General features: G+C 55.0%; 15 protein-coding genes. 11 read left to right on the top strand and 4 right to left on the bottom strand.

The genetic code is table 11. The features are described from left to right. Positions 1–81 precede the first annotated feature (81 nt). Genes topA through proC form a run of 4 tightly spaced genes read left to right on the top strand, consistent with a single transcriptional unit; the run spans position 82 to position 5,670 of the window. Entirely contained in the window at positions 82–2,886 is a 2,805-nt protein-coding gene (topA, locus tag EYR88_RS06735) for a type I DNA topoisomerase (protein ID WP_131088896.1), read from the top strand. 32 nt (positions 2,887–2,918) lie between these two features. Then, complete coding sequence (locus EYR88_RS06730; protein ID WP_131088895.1) at positions 2,919–3,938, top strand: Ppx/GppA phosphatase family protein; 1,020 nt, start codon at positions 2,919–2,921, stop codon at positions 3,936–3,938. Positions 3,939–3,998: 60 nt separating this feature from the next. Then, on the top strand, positions 3,999–4,823 hold the full coding sequence (locus tag EYR88_RS06725) for a sugar phosphate isomerase/epimerase (RefSeq protein WP_131088894.1): 825 nt from the start codon (positions 3,999–4,001) through the stop codon (positions 4,821–4,823). A gap of 4 nt (positions 4,824–4,827) precedes the next feature. Continuing rightward, positions 4,828–5,670, top strand: a complete 843-nt coding sequence (gene proC, locus EYR88_RS06720) for a pyrroline-5-carboxylate reductase (protein WP_131088893.1) — start codon at positions 4,828–4,830, stop codon at positions 5,668–5,670. A gap of 92 nt (positions 5,671–5,762) precedes the next feature. Here proC and EYR88_RS06715 read toward each other — a convergent pair whose 3' ends face one another. Together EYR88_RS06715 and EYR88_RS06710 are read right to left on the bottom strand one after the other, a co-directional pair. Then, complete coding sequence (locus tag EYR88_RS06715; RefSeq protein WP_131088892.1) at positions 5,763–6,434, bottom strand: TrkA family potassium uptake protein; 672 nt, start codon at positions 6,432–6,434, stop codon at positions 5,763–5,765. After that, on the bottom strand, positions 6,427–7,860 hold the full coding sequence (locus EYR88_RS06710; protein ID WP_131088891.1) for a potassium transporter TrkG: 1,434 nt from the start codon (positions 7,858–7,860) through the stop codon (positions 6,427–6,429). Before EYR88_RS06710 ends, EYR88_RS06715 begins: the two co-directional genes overlap by 8 nt. 207 nt (positions 7,861–8,067) lie before the next feature. On the opposite strand from EYR88_RS06710, the gene EYR88_RS06705 reads away from it, so the two are divergent. From EYR88_RS06705 to EYR88_RS06685, 5 genes are all read left to right on the top strand, one after another. After that, a complete protein-coding gene (locus EYR88_RS06705; protein ID WP_131089814.1) occupies positions 8,068–9,237 on the top strand; it encodes an acetoin utilization protein AcuC in 1,170 nt (389 codons plus the stop codon). Between the two features lie 100 nt (positions 9,238–9,337). Beyond that, positions 9,338–9,775: a metalloregulator ArsR/SmtB family transcription factor gene (locus tag EYR88_RS06700; RefSeq protein WP_131088890.1), complete on the top strand. Its 438-nt coding sequence runs from the start codon at positions 9,338–9,340 to the stop codon at positions 9,773–9,775. Positions 9,776–9,932: 157 nt separating this feature from the next. Continuing rightward, positions 9,933–11,276: an NADP-specific glutamate dehydrogenase gene (gene gdhA, locus EYR88_RS06695; protein WP_131088889.1), complete on the top strand. Its 1,344-nt coding sequence runs from the start codon at positions 9,933–9,935 to the stop codon at positions 11,274–11,276. Between the two features lie 256 nt (positions 11,277–11,532). Beyond that, entirely contained in the window at positions 11,533–11,757 is a 225-nt protein-coding gene (locus EYR88_RS06690) for a helix-turn-helix domain-containing protein (RefSeq protein WP_131088888.1), read from the top strand. A gap of 138 nt (positions 11,758–11,895) precedes the next feature. After that, the gene (locus EYR88_RS06685; protein WP_005504750.1) at positions 11,896–11,994 is read left to right on the top strand and encodes an AURKAIP1/COX24 domain-containing protein; all 99 of its coding nucleotides are present in this window, start codon (positions 11,896–11,898) and stop codon (positions 11,992–11,994) included. A gap of 101 nt (positions 11,995–12,095) precedes the next feature. Here EYR88_RS06685 and EYR88_RS06680 read toward each other — a convergent pair whose 3' ends face one another. Beyond that, complete coding sequence (locus EYR88_RS06680) at positions 12,096–12,902, bottom strand: HAD-IB family hydrolase (protein ID WP_131088887.1); 807 nt, start codon at positions 12,900–12,902, stop codon at positions 12,096–12,098. A gap of 62 nt (positions 12,903–12,964) precedes the next feature. On the opposite strand from EYR88_RS06680, the gene EYR88_RS06675 reads away from it, so the two are divergent. After that, positions 12,965–13,210 carry a glutaredoxin family protein gene (locus EYR88_RS06675; RefSeq protein ID WP_315973789.1) on the top strand — a complete coding sequence of 82 codons (246 nt, stop codon included), beginning with the start codon at positions 12,965–12,967 and terminating at the stop codon, positions 13,208–13,210. 66 nt (positions 13,211–13,276) lie between these two features. Beyond that, entirely contained in the window at positions 13,277–13,912 is a 636-nt protein-coding gene (locus tag EYR88_RS06670; protein ID WP_131088886.1) for a redox-sensing transcriptional repressor Rex, read from the top strand. Between the two features lie 101 nt (positions 13,913–14,013). Here the strand turns inward: EYR88_RS06670 and EYR88_RS06665 are convergent, their stop codons facing one another. Beyond that, entirely contained in the window at positions 14,014–14,805 is a 792-nt protein-coding gene (locus EYR88_RS06665) for a DUF3824 domain-containing protein (RefSeq protein ID WP_131088885.1), read from the bottom strand. Between the last annotated feature and the right edge of the window lie 8 nt (positions 14,806–14,813).

Below are 14,813 nucleotides of genomic sequence, written 5' to 3'. Positions count from 1 at the left end.
ACAAAGAACGAAGCTGCGATGGCGGACTGATTCGGGGTCTAAATAAGACTCCTAAAGTCCGGACTGTTTAAAAGGAGTGCTGTGCCCCCCAAGGCCAAAGAAAAGACTGGTAAGAAACTCGTTATCGTGGAGTCTCCTGCCAAGGTGAAGTCGATCGCCAAGTATTTGGGCGAGGGCTTTGACGTTGATGCATCGGTGGGGCACATTCGCGATCTTCCACAGCCATCAGAACTACCAACCGAGTTGAAGAAGACGTCGGTGGGCAAGTTTGCTGTTGATTTGGATAATGACTTTGAGCCTTACTACATGGTCTATCCAGACAAGAAAAAGCGCGTTTCAGAACTGAAAGCCAAGCTTAAAGAAGCTGACGAACTTTACCTCGCAACCGATGCGGACCGCGAAGGCGAAGCCATCGCGTGGCACCTGTTGCAGGTGCTTAAGCCCAAAGTTCCAGTACGTCGTCTGGCCTTCACCGAAATCACCAAGGAAGGTATTTCTCGCGCACTGGAAAACATGCGCGAGTTGGATACCGACCTCGTTGATGCCCAGGAAACCCGTCGTGTTTTGGACCGTCTGTACGGTTACGAGATCTCGCCGGTACTGTGGCGCAAGGTAGCTCGTGGCCTGTCTGCAGGTCGTGTGCAGTCTGTGGCTACTCGTCTGGTTGTTGAGCGTGAACGCGAACGTATGGCGTTCATCCCGGCTGGATACTGGGACGTGAAAGGCAACTTTGCCACTAAAGAAGGCGAAGGCTTCGAAGCGAAGCTCGCTGCCGTTGACGGCGCCCGCGTGGCCTCGGGCCGTGACTTTGATGACCGCGGTGCACTAAAGGCAACTCGCAACAAGCTCGCTCACCTGGATCAAGAATCGGCTCAGTCGCTGGTTACCAATCTTTCCGACACTGACTTTGCTGTCACCTCGGTTGAAGATAAGCCGTACACACGTCGTCCGGCCGCACCATTTACCACTTCCACGTTGCAGCAGGAAGCCTCGCGCAAGTTGCGCTGGAGCTCCAAGCTGACCATGCAGATCGCTCAGCGCCTGTATGAAAACGGTTATATCACCTACATGCGTACGGACTCGGTCTTCCTCTCGCAGGAAGCAACCACCGCCGCACGCAAGCAGGCCACCGAACTTTATGGTGCCGACTCGGTGCCAGCCAAGCCACGTGTTTACAAGGCCAAGTCCGATGCTGCACAGGAAGCTCACGAAGCGATCCGTCCAGCCGGTGACATGTTCCGTCGTCCCAAGGATGTGCGTTCCTCGCTGTCCAAGGATGAAAACGCACTCTACGAGCTGATCTGGAAGCGCACCGTTGCTTCGCAGATGGCAGATGCCAAGGGCTTCACCGCCACCATCAAGCTTCAGGGCACCGCTAGTGATAGCCGCGTTGCTGAATTCTCAGCCTCTGGTACCGTGATTACCTTCCGCGGATTCCTTTCGGCCTACGAAGAAGGCAAGGATGAGCAGGCTATTGAAGCTGCTGCCGCTGACGCTGAGGCACGCCTGCCACAGCTGAGTGTCGGACAGTACTTGGCAGGAGATGAGCTTCTGGCCTTGGGCCACGAAACTTCCCCGCCAGCACGCTACACCGAAGCCTCGATTGTTGCTGAGCTGGAAAAGCGCGAAATTGGTCGCCCTTCAACCTACGCACCAACAATCTCCACCATCATGGATCGTGGCTACGTCACCAAGCGTGGCGGAGCTTTGGTTCCTAGCTGGATTGCCTTCTCTGTTATTCGTTTGCTCGAAGAGCATTTTGCTAAGTACGTTGACTACGATTTCACCGCACGGTTGGAAGATGACCTCGACGAGATCGCCAAGGGTCAGCGCGCTCGTAGCGATTGGCTGAACCTGTTCTACTTCGGCAAGGGCGCAGAGTCTGAATCCGAAGGCCTGAAGCATGTAGTCGATAACCTCGGTGACATTGATGCGCGCGCCATCAACTCCATCCCAGTCACTGATGACATCACCTTGCGTGTGGGCAAGTTCGGTCCTTACCTTGAACGTGCCATCCCGGAAGGTGCTGAAGAAGGTACCGAGCCACAGCGCGCCAACGTGCCTGAAGATTTGGCACCGGATGAGCTGACTGCACAGAAGGCTGAAGAGCTCTTTGCTACCTCGCAGGTCTCGGAAAACGAACTGGGCACTGACCCAGAAACGGGCCGTGCGATTGTGGCCAAGGACGGTCGCTATGGCGCCTATGTCACGGAGATCATTCCAGAGCCAACGGCCGAAGATTTGGCTGCTCAGCCTGTGGAGTACTACAAGAATGGCAAGCCTAAGCCACCTAAGAAGCCGGTCAAGCTTAAGCCTCGCACCGCTTCACTATTCAAGAGCATGACCGTTGAGACGGTGACCTTGGATGATGCGTTGAAGCTGATGAGCTTGCCACGCGTGCTGGGTGCAGATGCTGAGGGTGAAGAGATCACCGTACAGAACGGTCGCTTTGGTCCATACCTGAAGAAGGGTAGCGATTCGCGCTCAATTGAGAGCGAAGATCAGATCTTCACCATCACTTTGGATGAAGCTCTGGAGATCTACTCGCAGCCAAAGCAACGTGGTCGCCGCGCTGCTGTTCCGCCACTGGCAGAGTTCGGTGCGGATCCGACAAGCGAAAAGAACATCGTGGTCAAGGATGGTCGTTTCGGTCCTTATATCACCGATGGGATTACCAACATCACCGTTCCGCGAGGAACGTCGTTGGAGGAGCTGACTCGCGAGCAGGCTATCGAATTGCTGGCAGACAAGCGCGCCCGCGGCCCGGTAAAACGTACCGCGAAGAAGGCGCCAGCGAAGAAGGCTCCGGCCAAGAAAGCCACCGCCAAGAAGGCGCCAGCAAAGAAGACTACGACCAAAAAGACGACCGCAAAAAAGACTGATTAGAATTTTTTGCTCGGCCAAATGAGGAGCGCACCATGCGACTAGGTGTACTGGATATCGGTTCGAATACCGTTCACCTTTTGCTCGTCGACGCATACCCAGGAGCCCGACCGGTCCCCTATGCATCGCACAAGCGTCCACTGTCCTTGGTGCGCTACCTCAACGAATACGGTGCCATTACCGAAGAGGGCCAGCAAGAGCTGATTTCATTTATTGATGAAGCAGTGAAATTTGCTGGAAGCCATCAGGTGGAAGACTTTATGGCCTTCTGTACATCGGCTATTCGTGAATCTTCCAACGGTGCCAGTGTGCTGGAACGAGTCAAAACTCAGACCGGTGTGAGCTTGATGGAACTATCCGGTGAAGAAGAAGCCGGCATGACCTTCTACTCGGTACGTCGTTGGTTTGGTTGGTCTTCGGAATCTATCCTCAACCTGGATATGGGTGGCGGTTCGTTAGAGCTGGCCTATGGCACCGACGAATTCCCACAGGCCGCATTCTCGGTGCCTTTGGGTGCCGGACGCCTGACTCGTGAATGGCTGCCGAATGACTTGCCGTCGATCAAAGAGGTCAAGGAATTGCGTACCTATGTACGCGACGTCCTGAATGACCCTTCGACCGAGCTGCGCCAATACGGAAAACCAACGTTGGCCACGGCAACATCTAAAACTTTCCGTTCATTGGCCCGCATCACCGGAGCTGCTCCGAGTGATGAAGGTCCGTACGTGAAACGTGTACTAAACCGTGACGCGCTAAAGCTCTGGACTAACCGTCTGACAGCGATGAGCTGGGCCGAGCGAGCCGAGCTGCCAGGGGTCTCAGAGATCCGTGCACCGCAGCTGTTAGCTGGCGCCATTGTGGCTCACGAAGCGATGAGCGCGTTGAAGCTGAAATCCATCCGAATCTGCCCATGGGCAATTCGTGAAGGATTGATGCTGCGCCGTTTTGATCACGTGATGTTTGCTTCAGCGACACCGCTCAGTAGTAGCGTGGGTGTGGGAGAAGTACCCTTGGCTTATGAAAAAGACCAGTTCTTGAAAGAGCCAAGTAGCTAGAGTTTCTCAGTGATACAGGTGCCCTTGAACTAGGGCGCCACCGTAACAGGAGGCAGGGGCATGGAAGACCAGAAGAGTTCTCACCGGGTGCCGGTCACCTTGTCCAGCGCGTCCGTCTACCCGCTATCGGTCCATGACGCGTTCGCTATGGCCAAAGACGTGGGATATGACGGCATTGAGGTCCTGATTACCGGAAATGCTGCAAGCCAGTCCGCTGACGCGCTCAAAAAATTGATGGATAAGTACCAACTGCCCATCATGGCCATCCACGCACCGACCCTGTTGTTGACTCAGCAGGTGTGGGGTTCGGCCTGGGCCAAGGTGGAACGCTCGGTCATCCTGGCTCAAGCAGTGGGCGCCAGCGTCGTAGTGGCACACCCGCCATTCAGATGGCAGGGCACCTACGCTGAAGGCTTCGCCGATGGTGTCCAGCGTCTGGTTGATACCACCGGGATGAAAATCGCCGTGGAGAATATGTACCCGTGGCGCGCCCGAGGCCGCGAGGCAAAAATGTACTTGCCGCACTGGAACCCAGTTCCGCAAAATTACCAACACGTCACGTGGGACTTCTCCCACGCTGCCATTGCCAATACCGATTCGCGCCAAGCCGTGGAGGACCTCGGTCAGCGATTAACCCACGTGCACCTTTGCGACGGTCTTGATAACGGTAAAGACGAGCACTTGGTACCGGGCCTAGGAACACAGCGCGTGGCCGAAACCTTGCAGTATTTGCGGGACGTTCAGTGGTCAGGAACCATGGCGGTTGAAGTCTCCACGCGCAAGGCAAAGAATGCCGGCCAAAAAGAAGAGTGGCTGGGAAAGACCCTTGAATTTGCTCGTGAGCACTTATCTGCAAGCTCCGAGCGCGACCCAATGAAACAATGAACTTATGAGTGAAGCAACAAAGAACCTAAAACTGTCCTTCCTCGGCACCGGATCCATGAATGGTGCCATCCTTCGCGGCATTGTCGCGTCAGGCCACGATCCCAAGCTGATCACCGCCACCATCCGTAGCGACAAGCGAGCTGCAGAACTTCGCGAACTAGGCATCAACGTGCTGGTTAGCGAAGAAGACTCATCGGCCAACGCTAAGGCTGCCGCCGACTCCGACATCATTTTCCTGGGTGTAAAGCCAGTAGGAATTACTGACTTGTGTGAAGAGATTTCCGAATCCCTCACCGCAGAAAAGGTTGTCGTTTCAGTCGCTGCCGCCATCACCCTGGCAAGCATGCAGGCACACTTGCCTGCTGACCAGCCGGTGATTCGCTCCATGCCAAACACCCCATTGATGGTTGGCGCAGGCGTAGTTGGCTTGAGCCCAGCTCAAAGCGTGAGCGAAACGCAGACCAAACTTGTCAGCGACCTACTTTCAGGTTCCGGCGACGTTCACGTCATCGATGAGTCCCAGCAAAATGCACTCTCCGCGATTTCAGGATCAGGCCCTGCCTACGCCTTCTACCTGGCTGAAGCCATGGCTAACGCCGGTGTAGCGATGGGTCTGGATGAAAAGCTATCCATCGATCTGGCCCGAGCCACCGTTGCCGGTGCCGGCAAGATGCTTTCTGATCCGAACGCTAACCCGGGTGAGCTGCGCAAGGCTGTGACCAGCCCTAAGGGCACCACCGAGCAGGCCATCCTTACTTTTGATGAGCAGGGTATCCCAAAGATTATTGCTGCGGGCACCCAGGCTGCTGCTGCACGTGCGGCCAAGCTCAGCGAGGAACTAGGCTAATCGCCGTTTCTTTTTACAACTAAAGATGAGTGAGGCCGGTACCCCTAAGGGGTACCGGCCTCTTCCATCCGTGCCAAGCGCCGTGCAATGGCCTACGGACGGGCCGCAAATCTTTCTAGCAAGTCCACGTGCCCAGAAACGATCAGCACGTCTCTACGGGTCACGATGGTGTCTGGCACAGCGTACGTGAAATCTTCACCGGGCGATTTCACACCGACAATGGTCACGCCGTACTTAGAACGAACCTGGGACTGCGCAAGGGTGAAGCCCTGAGTCTCCTTTGGCGGATACATCTTCACGATGGCAAAGCCGTCTTCAAATTCAATGAAGTCCAACATACGTCCACCGACCAAGTGCGCGGCACGGACCCCAGCATCTGCTTCCGGGTAAATCACGTGATTGGCACCGATGCGCGTGAGGATCTTGCCGTGCGAAGGGGTAATGGCCTTGACCCACAGATGCTCAATTCCCAAGTCCACCAAGTTCACCGTGATCAGCACGGATGACTCGATGGAAGTACCCACGCCAACCACGGCGGAGGAGAACTCTTGGGCACCAAGCTGACGTAGTGCATCAATGTTCGTGGCATCAGCGGCGACCACGTGGGTGAGCGTACTGGCCCACTGCTGAACGAGTTCTGGGCTGCGTTCGATGGCCAAAACTTCTCGGCCCTGCTTGACCAACGTTTGGGCTACGGAGGCACCAAAACGTCCCAGACCGATCACCAGAACTGGGGCATTGTGGTCTATATTCTTGTCAGCCAATGAGCGGCCTCTCTTCTGGAAGTCTAAACAGGGAGTTACGGTGGCGCATGGTCAGCGCGCTAGCTAGGGTGATGCTACCGATACGTCCAGCAAACATAAGGATACTGAGTACGTATTTACCGGCCGGTGGCATCTCTTGAGACACGCCGGTACTTAATCCGACGGTGGCGAAAGCTGAAATGGATTCGAACAAGGCACGGGAAAAACCAACAGACTCATCGATGGTGACCAAAACGCCGGTGGCCACCATGACCAACGAACCGCCCATCGCAACTACCGAGATAGCTACGCGCATTGTTCCCTGGGGAATTTGGCGACCAAACGCGGTCACTTCGGTGTCGCCTCGAACTTCGGCCATGATTGCTAGGAACATAACAGCGATGGTGGTGACCTTAATACCGCCGGCGGTGGATGCCGAACCGCCACCAGCAAACATCAATGCATCGGTGAGCAACACCGTCACCTGGTGGATGTCATTTTGATCAACCAAGTTGAAGCCGCCAGAGCGCGTCATCGTCGAGGCAAATAAAGCATGAATGACCTTGTCGCCTATGGACATGTCACCCAGGGTACGCGGGTTGGACCATTCAAATACCAGCCACAGTAGCGCGCCAGCAAAGAGCAATAGCGTGGTGACCAGCATGGTCAGTTTGGTGTGCAAGTTCCATTTTTTGACGTTGAACTTGTGCGCCAACAAGACCATGACTACTGGGAAGCCCAGCGAGCCGGCATACACGCCGACCATCAAAGGGATCAAGATCCACAGGTCAGTTTCGTAAGGCACCAAACCATCTGAGTGGGGAGTGAACCCGGCGTTGTTAAACGCTGAGACGGCATAGAAAATCCCGTGCCAAATAGAGGAAAGGAAACTTTCGCCCAGAACATAGAAGCGCGGGATCAGGAACAGCGCGATAAGTCCCTGAAGGCTCACGGCCGTGGTGATCACGATGCGCAGCAAGGAACTAACCTCGCCCAACGCGGAGGCACCTGAACTGTCCATGGACTTCTGTGCCATGAGCTTGGCGCGGACGCCCAACTTGCGTGAGACGGCCAACGACATGATCGAGGCCAGCGTCAAAATGCCCAAACCACCCATGAATGCAGCGATCAGCATGATCAGCTGTCCAACAAAGGACCAGTGCGCTGCGGTGGAGACGGTGGTTAGACCAGTCACGCAAACCGCAGAAACTGCGGTAAACAGCGCGTCGTGCAGGGGAGTCACTTCACCCTTAGAAGAAGAAAACGGGGCAGCGAGCAGGGAAGTGAAAAGTGTGATCGCTAAGAGAAAGACGCTCAGCGTTAAGCGCGCGGGGGAGCGTACGGTGATGTCAGCAATTCTCGCGCGAAACGCAAATCGTTGCTTGCGGCGCTTCTCGCGCAATTCAGCTGCCCGGGCGCTGGGGCCCAGTTCACTGCCTATGCTCATCGATAACTCGCAGTTTCTTCTGGCCGGGTGGAATAAAGATGTGGAGGTTCAAGTCCTCCTAGTAATTTACGCGTTTCCCGGGCCAAACGCTTGTCATATCGCCCTAAAGAATGACTGCGTGGCCGAATACGCCATATATTCATGAGTTGGATCACTATCAGGTAGCCTGAAAAAGTGTTAGATCCGCAGCAGGCTCCTCGCCCAACTATGGTCATGTGGGATGAACAGTATCTGAAGTACAAATTCAGCGACTGGCATCCGATGCACCCATCACGTTTAGAACTGACCTACCGCCTTAGCGGAGAACTCGAAGTGCTGAGCGCGCAAAACGTGAGTATCCATGCTCCAGAAATTGCTAGTGATGCGCTTGTGGCAACCGTGCATGATCAGGCCTACATTGATCAGGTGCGTCGGGTCAGCGAAGATCCGACACTGATTGCAGAAGACTTTGGTTTGGGCACCGAAGATGATCCAGTCTTCGCCGGCATGCATAATGCTTCGGCGCGTATTGTGGGTGGCTCAGTGATTGCCGCGCAATCCATAATGGATGAAAGTACCGTTCGAGCAGTGAACTTTGCAGGCGGCATGCACCATGCGGCGCGAAGAAAAGCCAGCGGTTTCTGCATCTATAACGACGCTGCCGCAGCGATCCAACGCATGCTCGACCGTGGGGTGCAACGGGTTGCCTACATCGATGTTGACGCTCACCATGGGGATGGCACCGAATCAATTTTTTGGGATGACCCAAGAGTACTGACGATATCCATCCACGAATCTGGCCTGTCGTTATTTCCTGGAACAGGATTCGCCAACGATATTGGCGGCAAGCAAGCCGAAGGCAGTGCAGTCAATGTGGCGCTGCCGGCCATGACCGGGGATTCCGGATGGATGCGCGCCTTCCATGCGATTGTTCCCCAGCTGGTTCATGCCTTCAAGCCAGAGATTATCGTTTCTCAGCATGGTTGCGATGCCCACCGTGACGACGACATGACCAACCTCAAACTCTCCGTGGACGCGCAACGTCAGGCCGCTTTGGATATTTCCCAGCTGGCCGATGAGGTCTGCGAAGGTCGATGGTTGGCCACCGGTGGTGGCGGCTACAACGTGAGCGCAGTGGTCCCGCGTGTGTGGACTCATCTGACGGCCATCGTCGCCGGGAAGCCCGTGCCGCTAAGAACATATGTCCCGGAGACTTTCCGACGATATGTTTTGGAACGATACGGTCGTGCCACCCCGTACCTGATGGGTGATGACGCCCAGCTGTGGTGGCGCAACTGGGAAGTCGGCTACGATCCAGCCGATCCAGTGGACCGCACGATCATCGCGACTCGCAAGGAAATCTTCCCGCTCTTTGGACTCGACCCCTGGTTTGACTGAGCCTTTGAACTTCATCGGTTAGGCAATTGCCGTGAATTTCACCGTGGATAGCCCGGCGAAATCAATGGCCAGAAGGTCATATGCCGTTAGGGTTATGTGTGTGGCAATTGATGAAGTGTTCTCGGCTTTGGCAGAACCAACCCGACGCAAAATTATTGAAGCTCTCAAAAGCGAACCGAAAGCGGTGGGCGCTTTGGTAACCGAGCTGGAAATTTCCCAGCCCACGGTATCCAAGCACCTGAAGGTATTACGTGAGGCGCAGCTGGTGAGCATGGCCGCTGCCGGGCAGCGCCGTATCTACAGCATCGATACCTCCGCGCTAGAGCAGCTTGTTCGTTGGTGCGCCGATCTGCTGCCAGAACAAGTACTCGAAGAGCAACAAGAACTCCATGAATCTGAAGCGGGCACTGAGCTGGCAACAACCGCCAACCCCACTGCGCAACAGATTGGCCGCAGCGTTGGCCGAGGCCTGGAACAAGTTACTGGACGTGCTCAAGAATTCTTGGAGCGGCTTCCGCGCTTTGGCCGCCGTCGCTAAGTGATCCCCAGTTTTCAAGTTACGGTTATGTTTCTGGTTTTTAACGGCAAATTTTAGCTCGGTGTGTTCTCCATGACACTCTCGAAAGGGGGACAGTGTCGCCACGGGTAAGTTTCCCAGTGCGCATGTTCCTGCCCCGTTTGATGAGGAGAGAAACTTGGATACGCACTTAACAACGATTCGTGATGAAGTTTTCCGTCGTAACCCCGGAGAATCAGAATTCCACCAAGCGGTCACCGAAGTATTCGACAGCCTTGAAGCTGTATCGCTCAAACATCCCGAATATGCTGAAGCAGCGATCCTGCAACGCTTGTGCGAACCCGAACGACAGATCATTTTCCGTGTGCCGTGGGTTGATGACCAAGGTCGAGTCCAAATCAACCGAGGCTTCCGCGTTGAGTTCAACTCCGCATTAGGCCCGTACAAGGGTGGACTGCGTTTCCACCCCTCGGTGTACCTAGGCATCGTCAAGTTCCTAGGCTTTGAACAAATCTTCAAGAATTCCCTAACCGGTATGCCTATTGGCGGCGGCAAGGGTGGGTCTGACTTTGATCCACGGGGAAAGTCCAACGGTGAAGTTATGCGCTTCTGCCAATCGTTCATGACCGAGCTGTACCGTCACATTGGCGAATACACCGATGTGCCTGCCGGTGATATTGGCGTGGGCGGCCGCGAAATCGGCTATCTCTTCGGACAGTACAAGCGCATTACCAACCGATACGAATCTGGCGTCTTGACCGGCAAAGGACTGAGCTGGGGCGGCTCGTTGGTTCGCCCGGAAGCAACCGGCTACGGGGCCGTGATCTTCACCCAAGAAATGCTCAAGACCCGCGGCCAGTCCTTCGACGGGCAACGGGTGATCATCTCGGGATCCGGCAACGTGGCCATTCACGCCATCGAGAAAGCTGCCAACCTAGGTGCCAAGGTCGTGACCGCATCGGACTCGGCCGGCTACATCGTTGACGAAGATGGCATCGACCTAGAACTGCTACGCCAGATCAAGGAAGTTGAGCGCGGACGTATTGCCGAATACGCACAACGCCGTGGAACCAGCAGGGTGCACTACGTTGAAGCTGGCAGCGTGTGGGACGTTGCTGGAACCGTCGCACTGCCCTGCGCAACGCAGAACGAGCTGGATGAAAGTGCCGCGAAGAAGATGGTGGCCGCAGGAACCATTGCTGTTGCCGAAGGCGCCAATATGCCAACAACCGCTGCTGCAACCTCACTCTTCCAAGAAGCCGGGGTGCTCTTTGGCCCAGGTAAGGCAGCCAACGCAGGTGGCGTGGCAACCTCAGCGCTGGAAATGCAACAAAACGCCAGCCGTGACTCGTGGAGTTTCGAACACACCGAGCAGCGTCTGACCGAGATCATGGTGGGCATTCACGACCGATGTGCGACAACCGCTGACGAGTACGGCATACCAGGCAATTATGTTGCCGGTGCCAACATCGCTGGCTTTGTGAAGGTAGCGGACGCCATGCTGGCCCAAGGCGTCATCTAGGGGAATCCTTTGATTACGACTCGCGTGTCACAGCCGGTTGTATTGGACCGTGGCTCGCGAATTGTCTCAATTAAGCAACAAAATTTTTGATTCAGATGCGCCCTGAAGTGTTGCGTGATGCGAAAGTTACCAAAGTGCGATTAGACTAGGACAAAGCGAACGTGAACCTGATCGCCGATGTTGATCCAAAGTCGTGTAAGTTCACCTTCGCTAGTAACGCGACGAAATAGAGATCAGCGTCAGGAGAATATCCCGCATGACGGATAGACAGAATTTTGCAGGAGCCCGTTTCATGACGGTAGCCGAAGTGGCTGACATGATGCGTGTTTCCAAAATGACGGTTTATCGGCTGATTCACGCAGGCGATCTGCCTGCCGTTCAGTTCGGTCGCTCCTATCGTGTACCGGAGAACGCTGTCGAATCCTACCTAAGTGCCGCGGCTATTGATCCGCAGCACGGTACTGGTTCATACGGCCGTTAGTCCGCACGATGGTCAGAGCATGACCGAAAAGCGGGTAATCTATTAAGGAACGTTTAACGTCCGGTCAACCTTGTCCTTTTGCTTGCGTGCAAGCAGATATTTTGGGTTGACGCATTTATTAGTTTGTGAGGAACCATTATGGGCTCTGTTATCAAGAAGCGCCGCAAGCGTATGTCCAAGAAGAAGCACCGTAAATTGCTTCGTAAGACTCGTCACCAGCGTCGCAATAAGAAGTAAATCTACTTCGAGCACTTTGCCGCTAGGCAATCATCGCCACCGATATGCAGTTGAACTGCAAACGGTGGCGATTGCTTTATCCAGAAGTAACTAACACCCTGCTAAGAGCCGGAACGGCGCAGGATAGAGCGCCTAGCGGCCCACAGCGCACCGATGACTCCGGCTGCTCGCAGGCTGAGCTTGGCGGCTCGTTGGCCGGTGCGGAAATCGTAAACTTGCCAGCCTCTGCGCTTGGCGTAGGCACGTAACCGAGCATCCGGATTGATGCACACAGGATGGCCAACGGCTTCTAGCAATGGAACGTCATTGTAGGAATCCGAGTAGGCCCAGGAACGCGAAAGTGAGATCCCGCGAGCCTTAGCCAGGGACCGAACAGCTTGCGCTTTTTCGGCTGCGTGAAGAATTGGGCTAGCCAACGCCCCGGTGTACAAACCGTCCTTACTTTCCACCACGGTGCCCAAAGCGCCGGAAAGATTGAGCCGATCCGAGATGACATTCGCCACTTCCAGGGGAGTGGCGGTGACCAGCCAGACTTCGCGACCTACATGCAGGTGCTGACGGGCAATGGCCACGGTCCCGGACCACAGCTTCGGTTCGATGAACTCGTCATAGATCTCGTTGCCGATTTGCTCAATTTCGGCCACCGGGATTCCGCGCACCATCATCAACGCACGGTCACGAATCTGATGGATGTCGCCCAAATGCTCGCCACGGGCGGCATAGCGCAGTTGTTTCAACGCGAACCATAGAATCTCGCGGAATTGGAAGAATTTGTGTTCACGGAGTTTGCGCGCCAGTAGATAAAGCGAGGCACCGCGAACCAGGGTGTTGTCCACATCAAAAAATGCGGCGACGGTACCCGATGCCGGAGCTTGAGACTGCGTGGAGTCAAATTCTGAGGAAGACATTTGATCCAGTTTATTTCATCTTAAAGTTCAAGCGTGGTTACGGCTCGTGAGATTATGGACAGGTGAGTACTTTGCATCAGATTCAACTGTTGGTTAGAAAAGACTGCCACCTTTGTCACGCCGCTCGGCAGACAGTGGCAGAAGTGACGGGCCGGTTGAATATGGAATTTTCTGAGATAGACATAGATCAGAATCCTGATCTGTTGGCAAAGCATCATGAAGAGGTTCCAGTGCTGTTCATTGACGGACAGGTCCGAGACTTCTGGACCATCGATCCACAACGGCTTGAGCGTCTGCTCACCAACTAGCAGTTGCCACAAACATGAACATGCGCGGTGCTCGCTTAGCCCATTGGAAAGTGCAGGGGAACGAAGATGTCTGAGCTTGAAGCTCGTGTCCTGCCTGAAGCCACCTTGGCTCGACTCACTCAGTACCTGCGGGCGTTGAACACTCTCGAAGCCCAAGGGCGCGAACGCACCAGCTCCGGGGTGTTGGCCAAAGAGGCTGGGGTGAACCCCTCAATCTTGCGTAAAGATCTTTCATGGCTCGGCTCCTATGGAACGCGTGGAGTCGGTTATGTCGTGCGAGAACTGGCTGAACACATCAGTCGGACCTTGGGGCTGAACCAAGACTGGAAAGTAGCGATTGTCGGTGCCGGTAACCTGGGCCGCGCGTTGAGCGGATACGCGGGTTTCACTTCGCGTGGCTTCAACGTCAAAGCCATTTTGGATGTTGACCCTGCCCTAATCGGTGACAAAGTCGGTGAACTGACCGTTGAGTCAATAGCGGATCTTGCCCAAGTAGTAGCCCGCGAAGAAATCAATATTGCGGTGCTAGCGGTCCCTGGTGATGCTGCTCAAGATCTCGTTTACGTACTTGCTGAAAATTCCGTGCGATCGGTGCTGTCTTTTGCCCCGAAACCTTTAAAGGTTCCAACCGGCATGAACCTACGCCGTGTTGATCTGTCGACAGAATTACAGATTCTGGCTTATCTGGCCGTGCAAGGCTAACCAACTTTTAGCAATAAAAAAGGCGTTGCCTGTTTTTGTCAGTGATGACAAAACAGGCAACGCCTTAGCTATTTGCCCTGAAGTCCGGGCGCTACAGCTGTTTACCGGTAACCGGCGCGACGAGCCATGCGACGGGCTGCAATGTATTCGGATGATGGACGAAGCCAAGCAAAGACCACACCAGCAACGCCAAGCAATACACCAATGATGCAGACCGCGCTCAGGACACCGGCCTGGGAGTCGCCGTACATGCTGATGGCGGACACGGTTGAGAACATGCCGAACAGTGACAGTACAGCCAAGATGGTAGCGATAACGCGCATCGCGCCCACACCACGGCCTACAAAGAAGCCCACCAAGAAGTACAGAAGTACCGAGATGATGGCACCAACAATGCTGATGCCGGCCACTACCGAGCTGGCCTGTGCCATGAACGCTTCGGGGCTGTTCATCATCTGCTGCAGGGTTGGGTCGTTAGCCATTTCAGGCGAACTTTCCATCTGCGTTTCTAGTTCGGTCTCCACCGCTGCCCACTGGGAAGCAACCATGTTGGTGAACAGATTTGAGGTGGAGATCATCCAGCTAGCAATCGCACCGACAACACCAGAAAGCAGAATCAAGATAAAAGCAATCTGCAAGGTCTTTGGTCGGGTTGCTGGAGGCTGAACTGCGGCGTAGCCACCCTGGGTAGGGAACTGGTTGTAGCCAGCAGTCATCGGAGCTTGTGCGTAAGGATCTTGCCCGGCTTGCGGGTTCTGACCGTATGGGTTTTGTCCGTACGGGGAAGGCTGCTGTGCATACGGGTTTTCGCCGTAAGGGTTCGGATTTGAACCTTGAGCGCCGGACTCAGGATTGTAGGGCTGGCCGGGTTGATTCGGGTCGTAATTACTCATGATCCATC

The organism is Arthrobacter sp. S41, assembly GCF_004320535.1.
Lineage (GTDB): Bacteria > Actinomycetota > Actinomycetes > Actinomycetales > Micrococcaceae > Glutamicibacter.
This window is presented reverse-complemented; position numbering and strand designations above follow the sequence as displayed.

Excerpts from the sequence above, each read along its gene's own strand:
- EYR88_RS06730 (WP_131088895.1), top strand. The coding sequence starts at position 2,919 with ATGCGACTAGGTGTACTGGATATCGGTTCGAATACCGTTCACCTTTTG.
- EYR88_RS06725 (WP_131088894.1), top strand. The coding sequence starts at position 3,999 with ATGGAAGACCAGAAGAGTTCTCACCGGGTGCCGGTCACCTTGTCCAGC.
- proC (WP_131088893.1), top strand. The coding sequence starts at position 4,828 with ATGAGTGAAGCAACAAAGAACCTAAAACTGTCCTTCCTCGGCACCGGA.
- EYR88_RS06710 (WP_131088891.1), bottom strand. The coding sequence starts at position 7,860 with ATGAGCATAGGCAGTGAACTGGGCCCCAGCGCCCGGGCAGCTGAATTG.
- EYR88_RS06705 (WP_131089814.1), top strand. The coding sequence starts at position 8,068 with ATGGTCATGTGGGATGAACAGTATCTGAAGTACAAATTCAGCGACTGG.
- EYR88_RS06690 (WP_131088888.1), top strand. The coding sequence starts at position 11,533 with ATGACGGATAGACAGAATTTTGCAGGAGCCCGTTTCATGACGGTAGCC.
- EYR88_RS06685 (WP_005504750.1), top strand. The coding sequence starts at position 11,896 with ATGGGCTCTGTTATCAAGAAGCGCCGCAAGCGTATGTCCAAGAAGAAG.
- EYR88_RS06680 (WP_131088887.1), bottom strand. The coding sequence starts at position 12,902 with ATGTCTTCCTCAGAATTTGACTCCACGCAGTCTCAAGCTCCGGCATCG.
- EYR88_RS06670 (WP_131088886.1), top strand. The coding sequence starts at position 13,277 with ATGTCTGAGCTTGAAGCTCGTGTCCTGCCTGAAGCCACCTTGGCTCGA.
- EYR88_RS06665 (WP_131088885.1), bottom strand. The coding sequence starts at position 14,805 with ATGAGTAATTACGACCCGAATCAACCCGGCCAGCCCTACAATCCTGAG.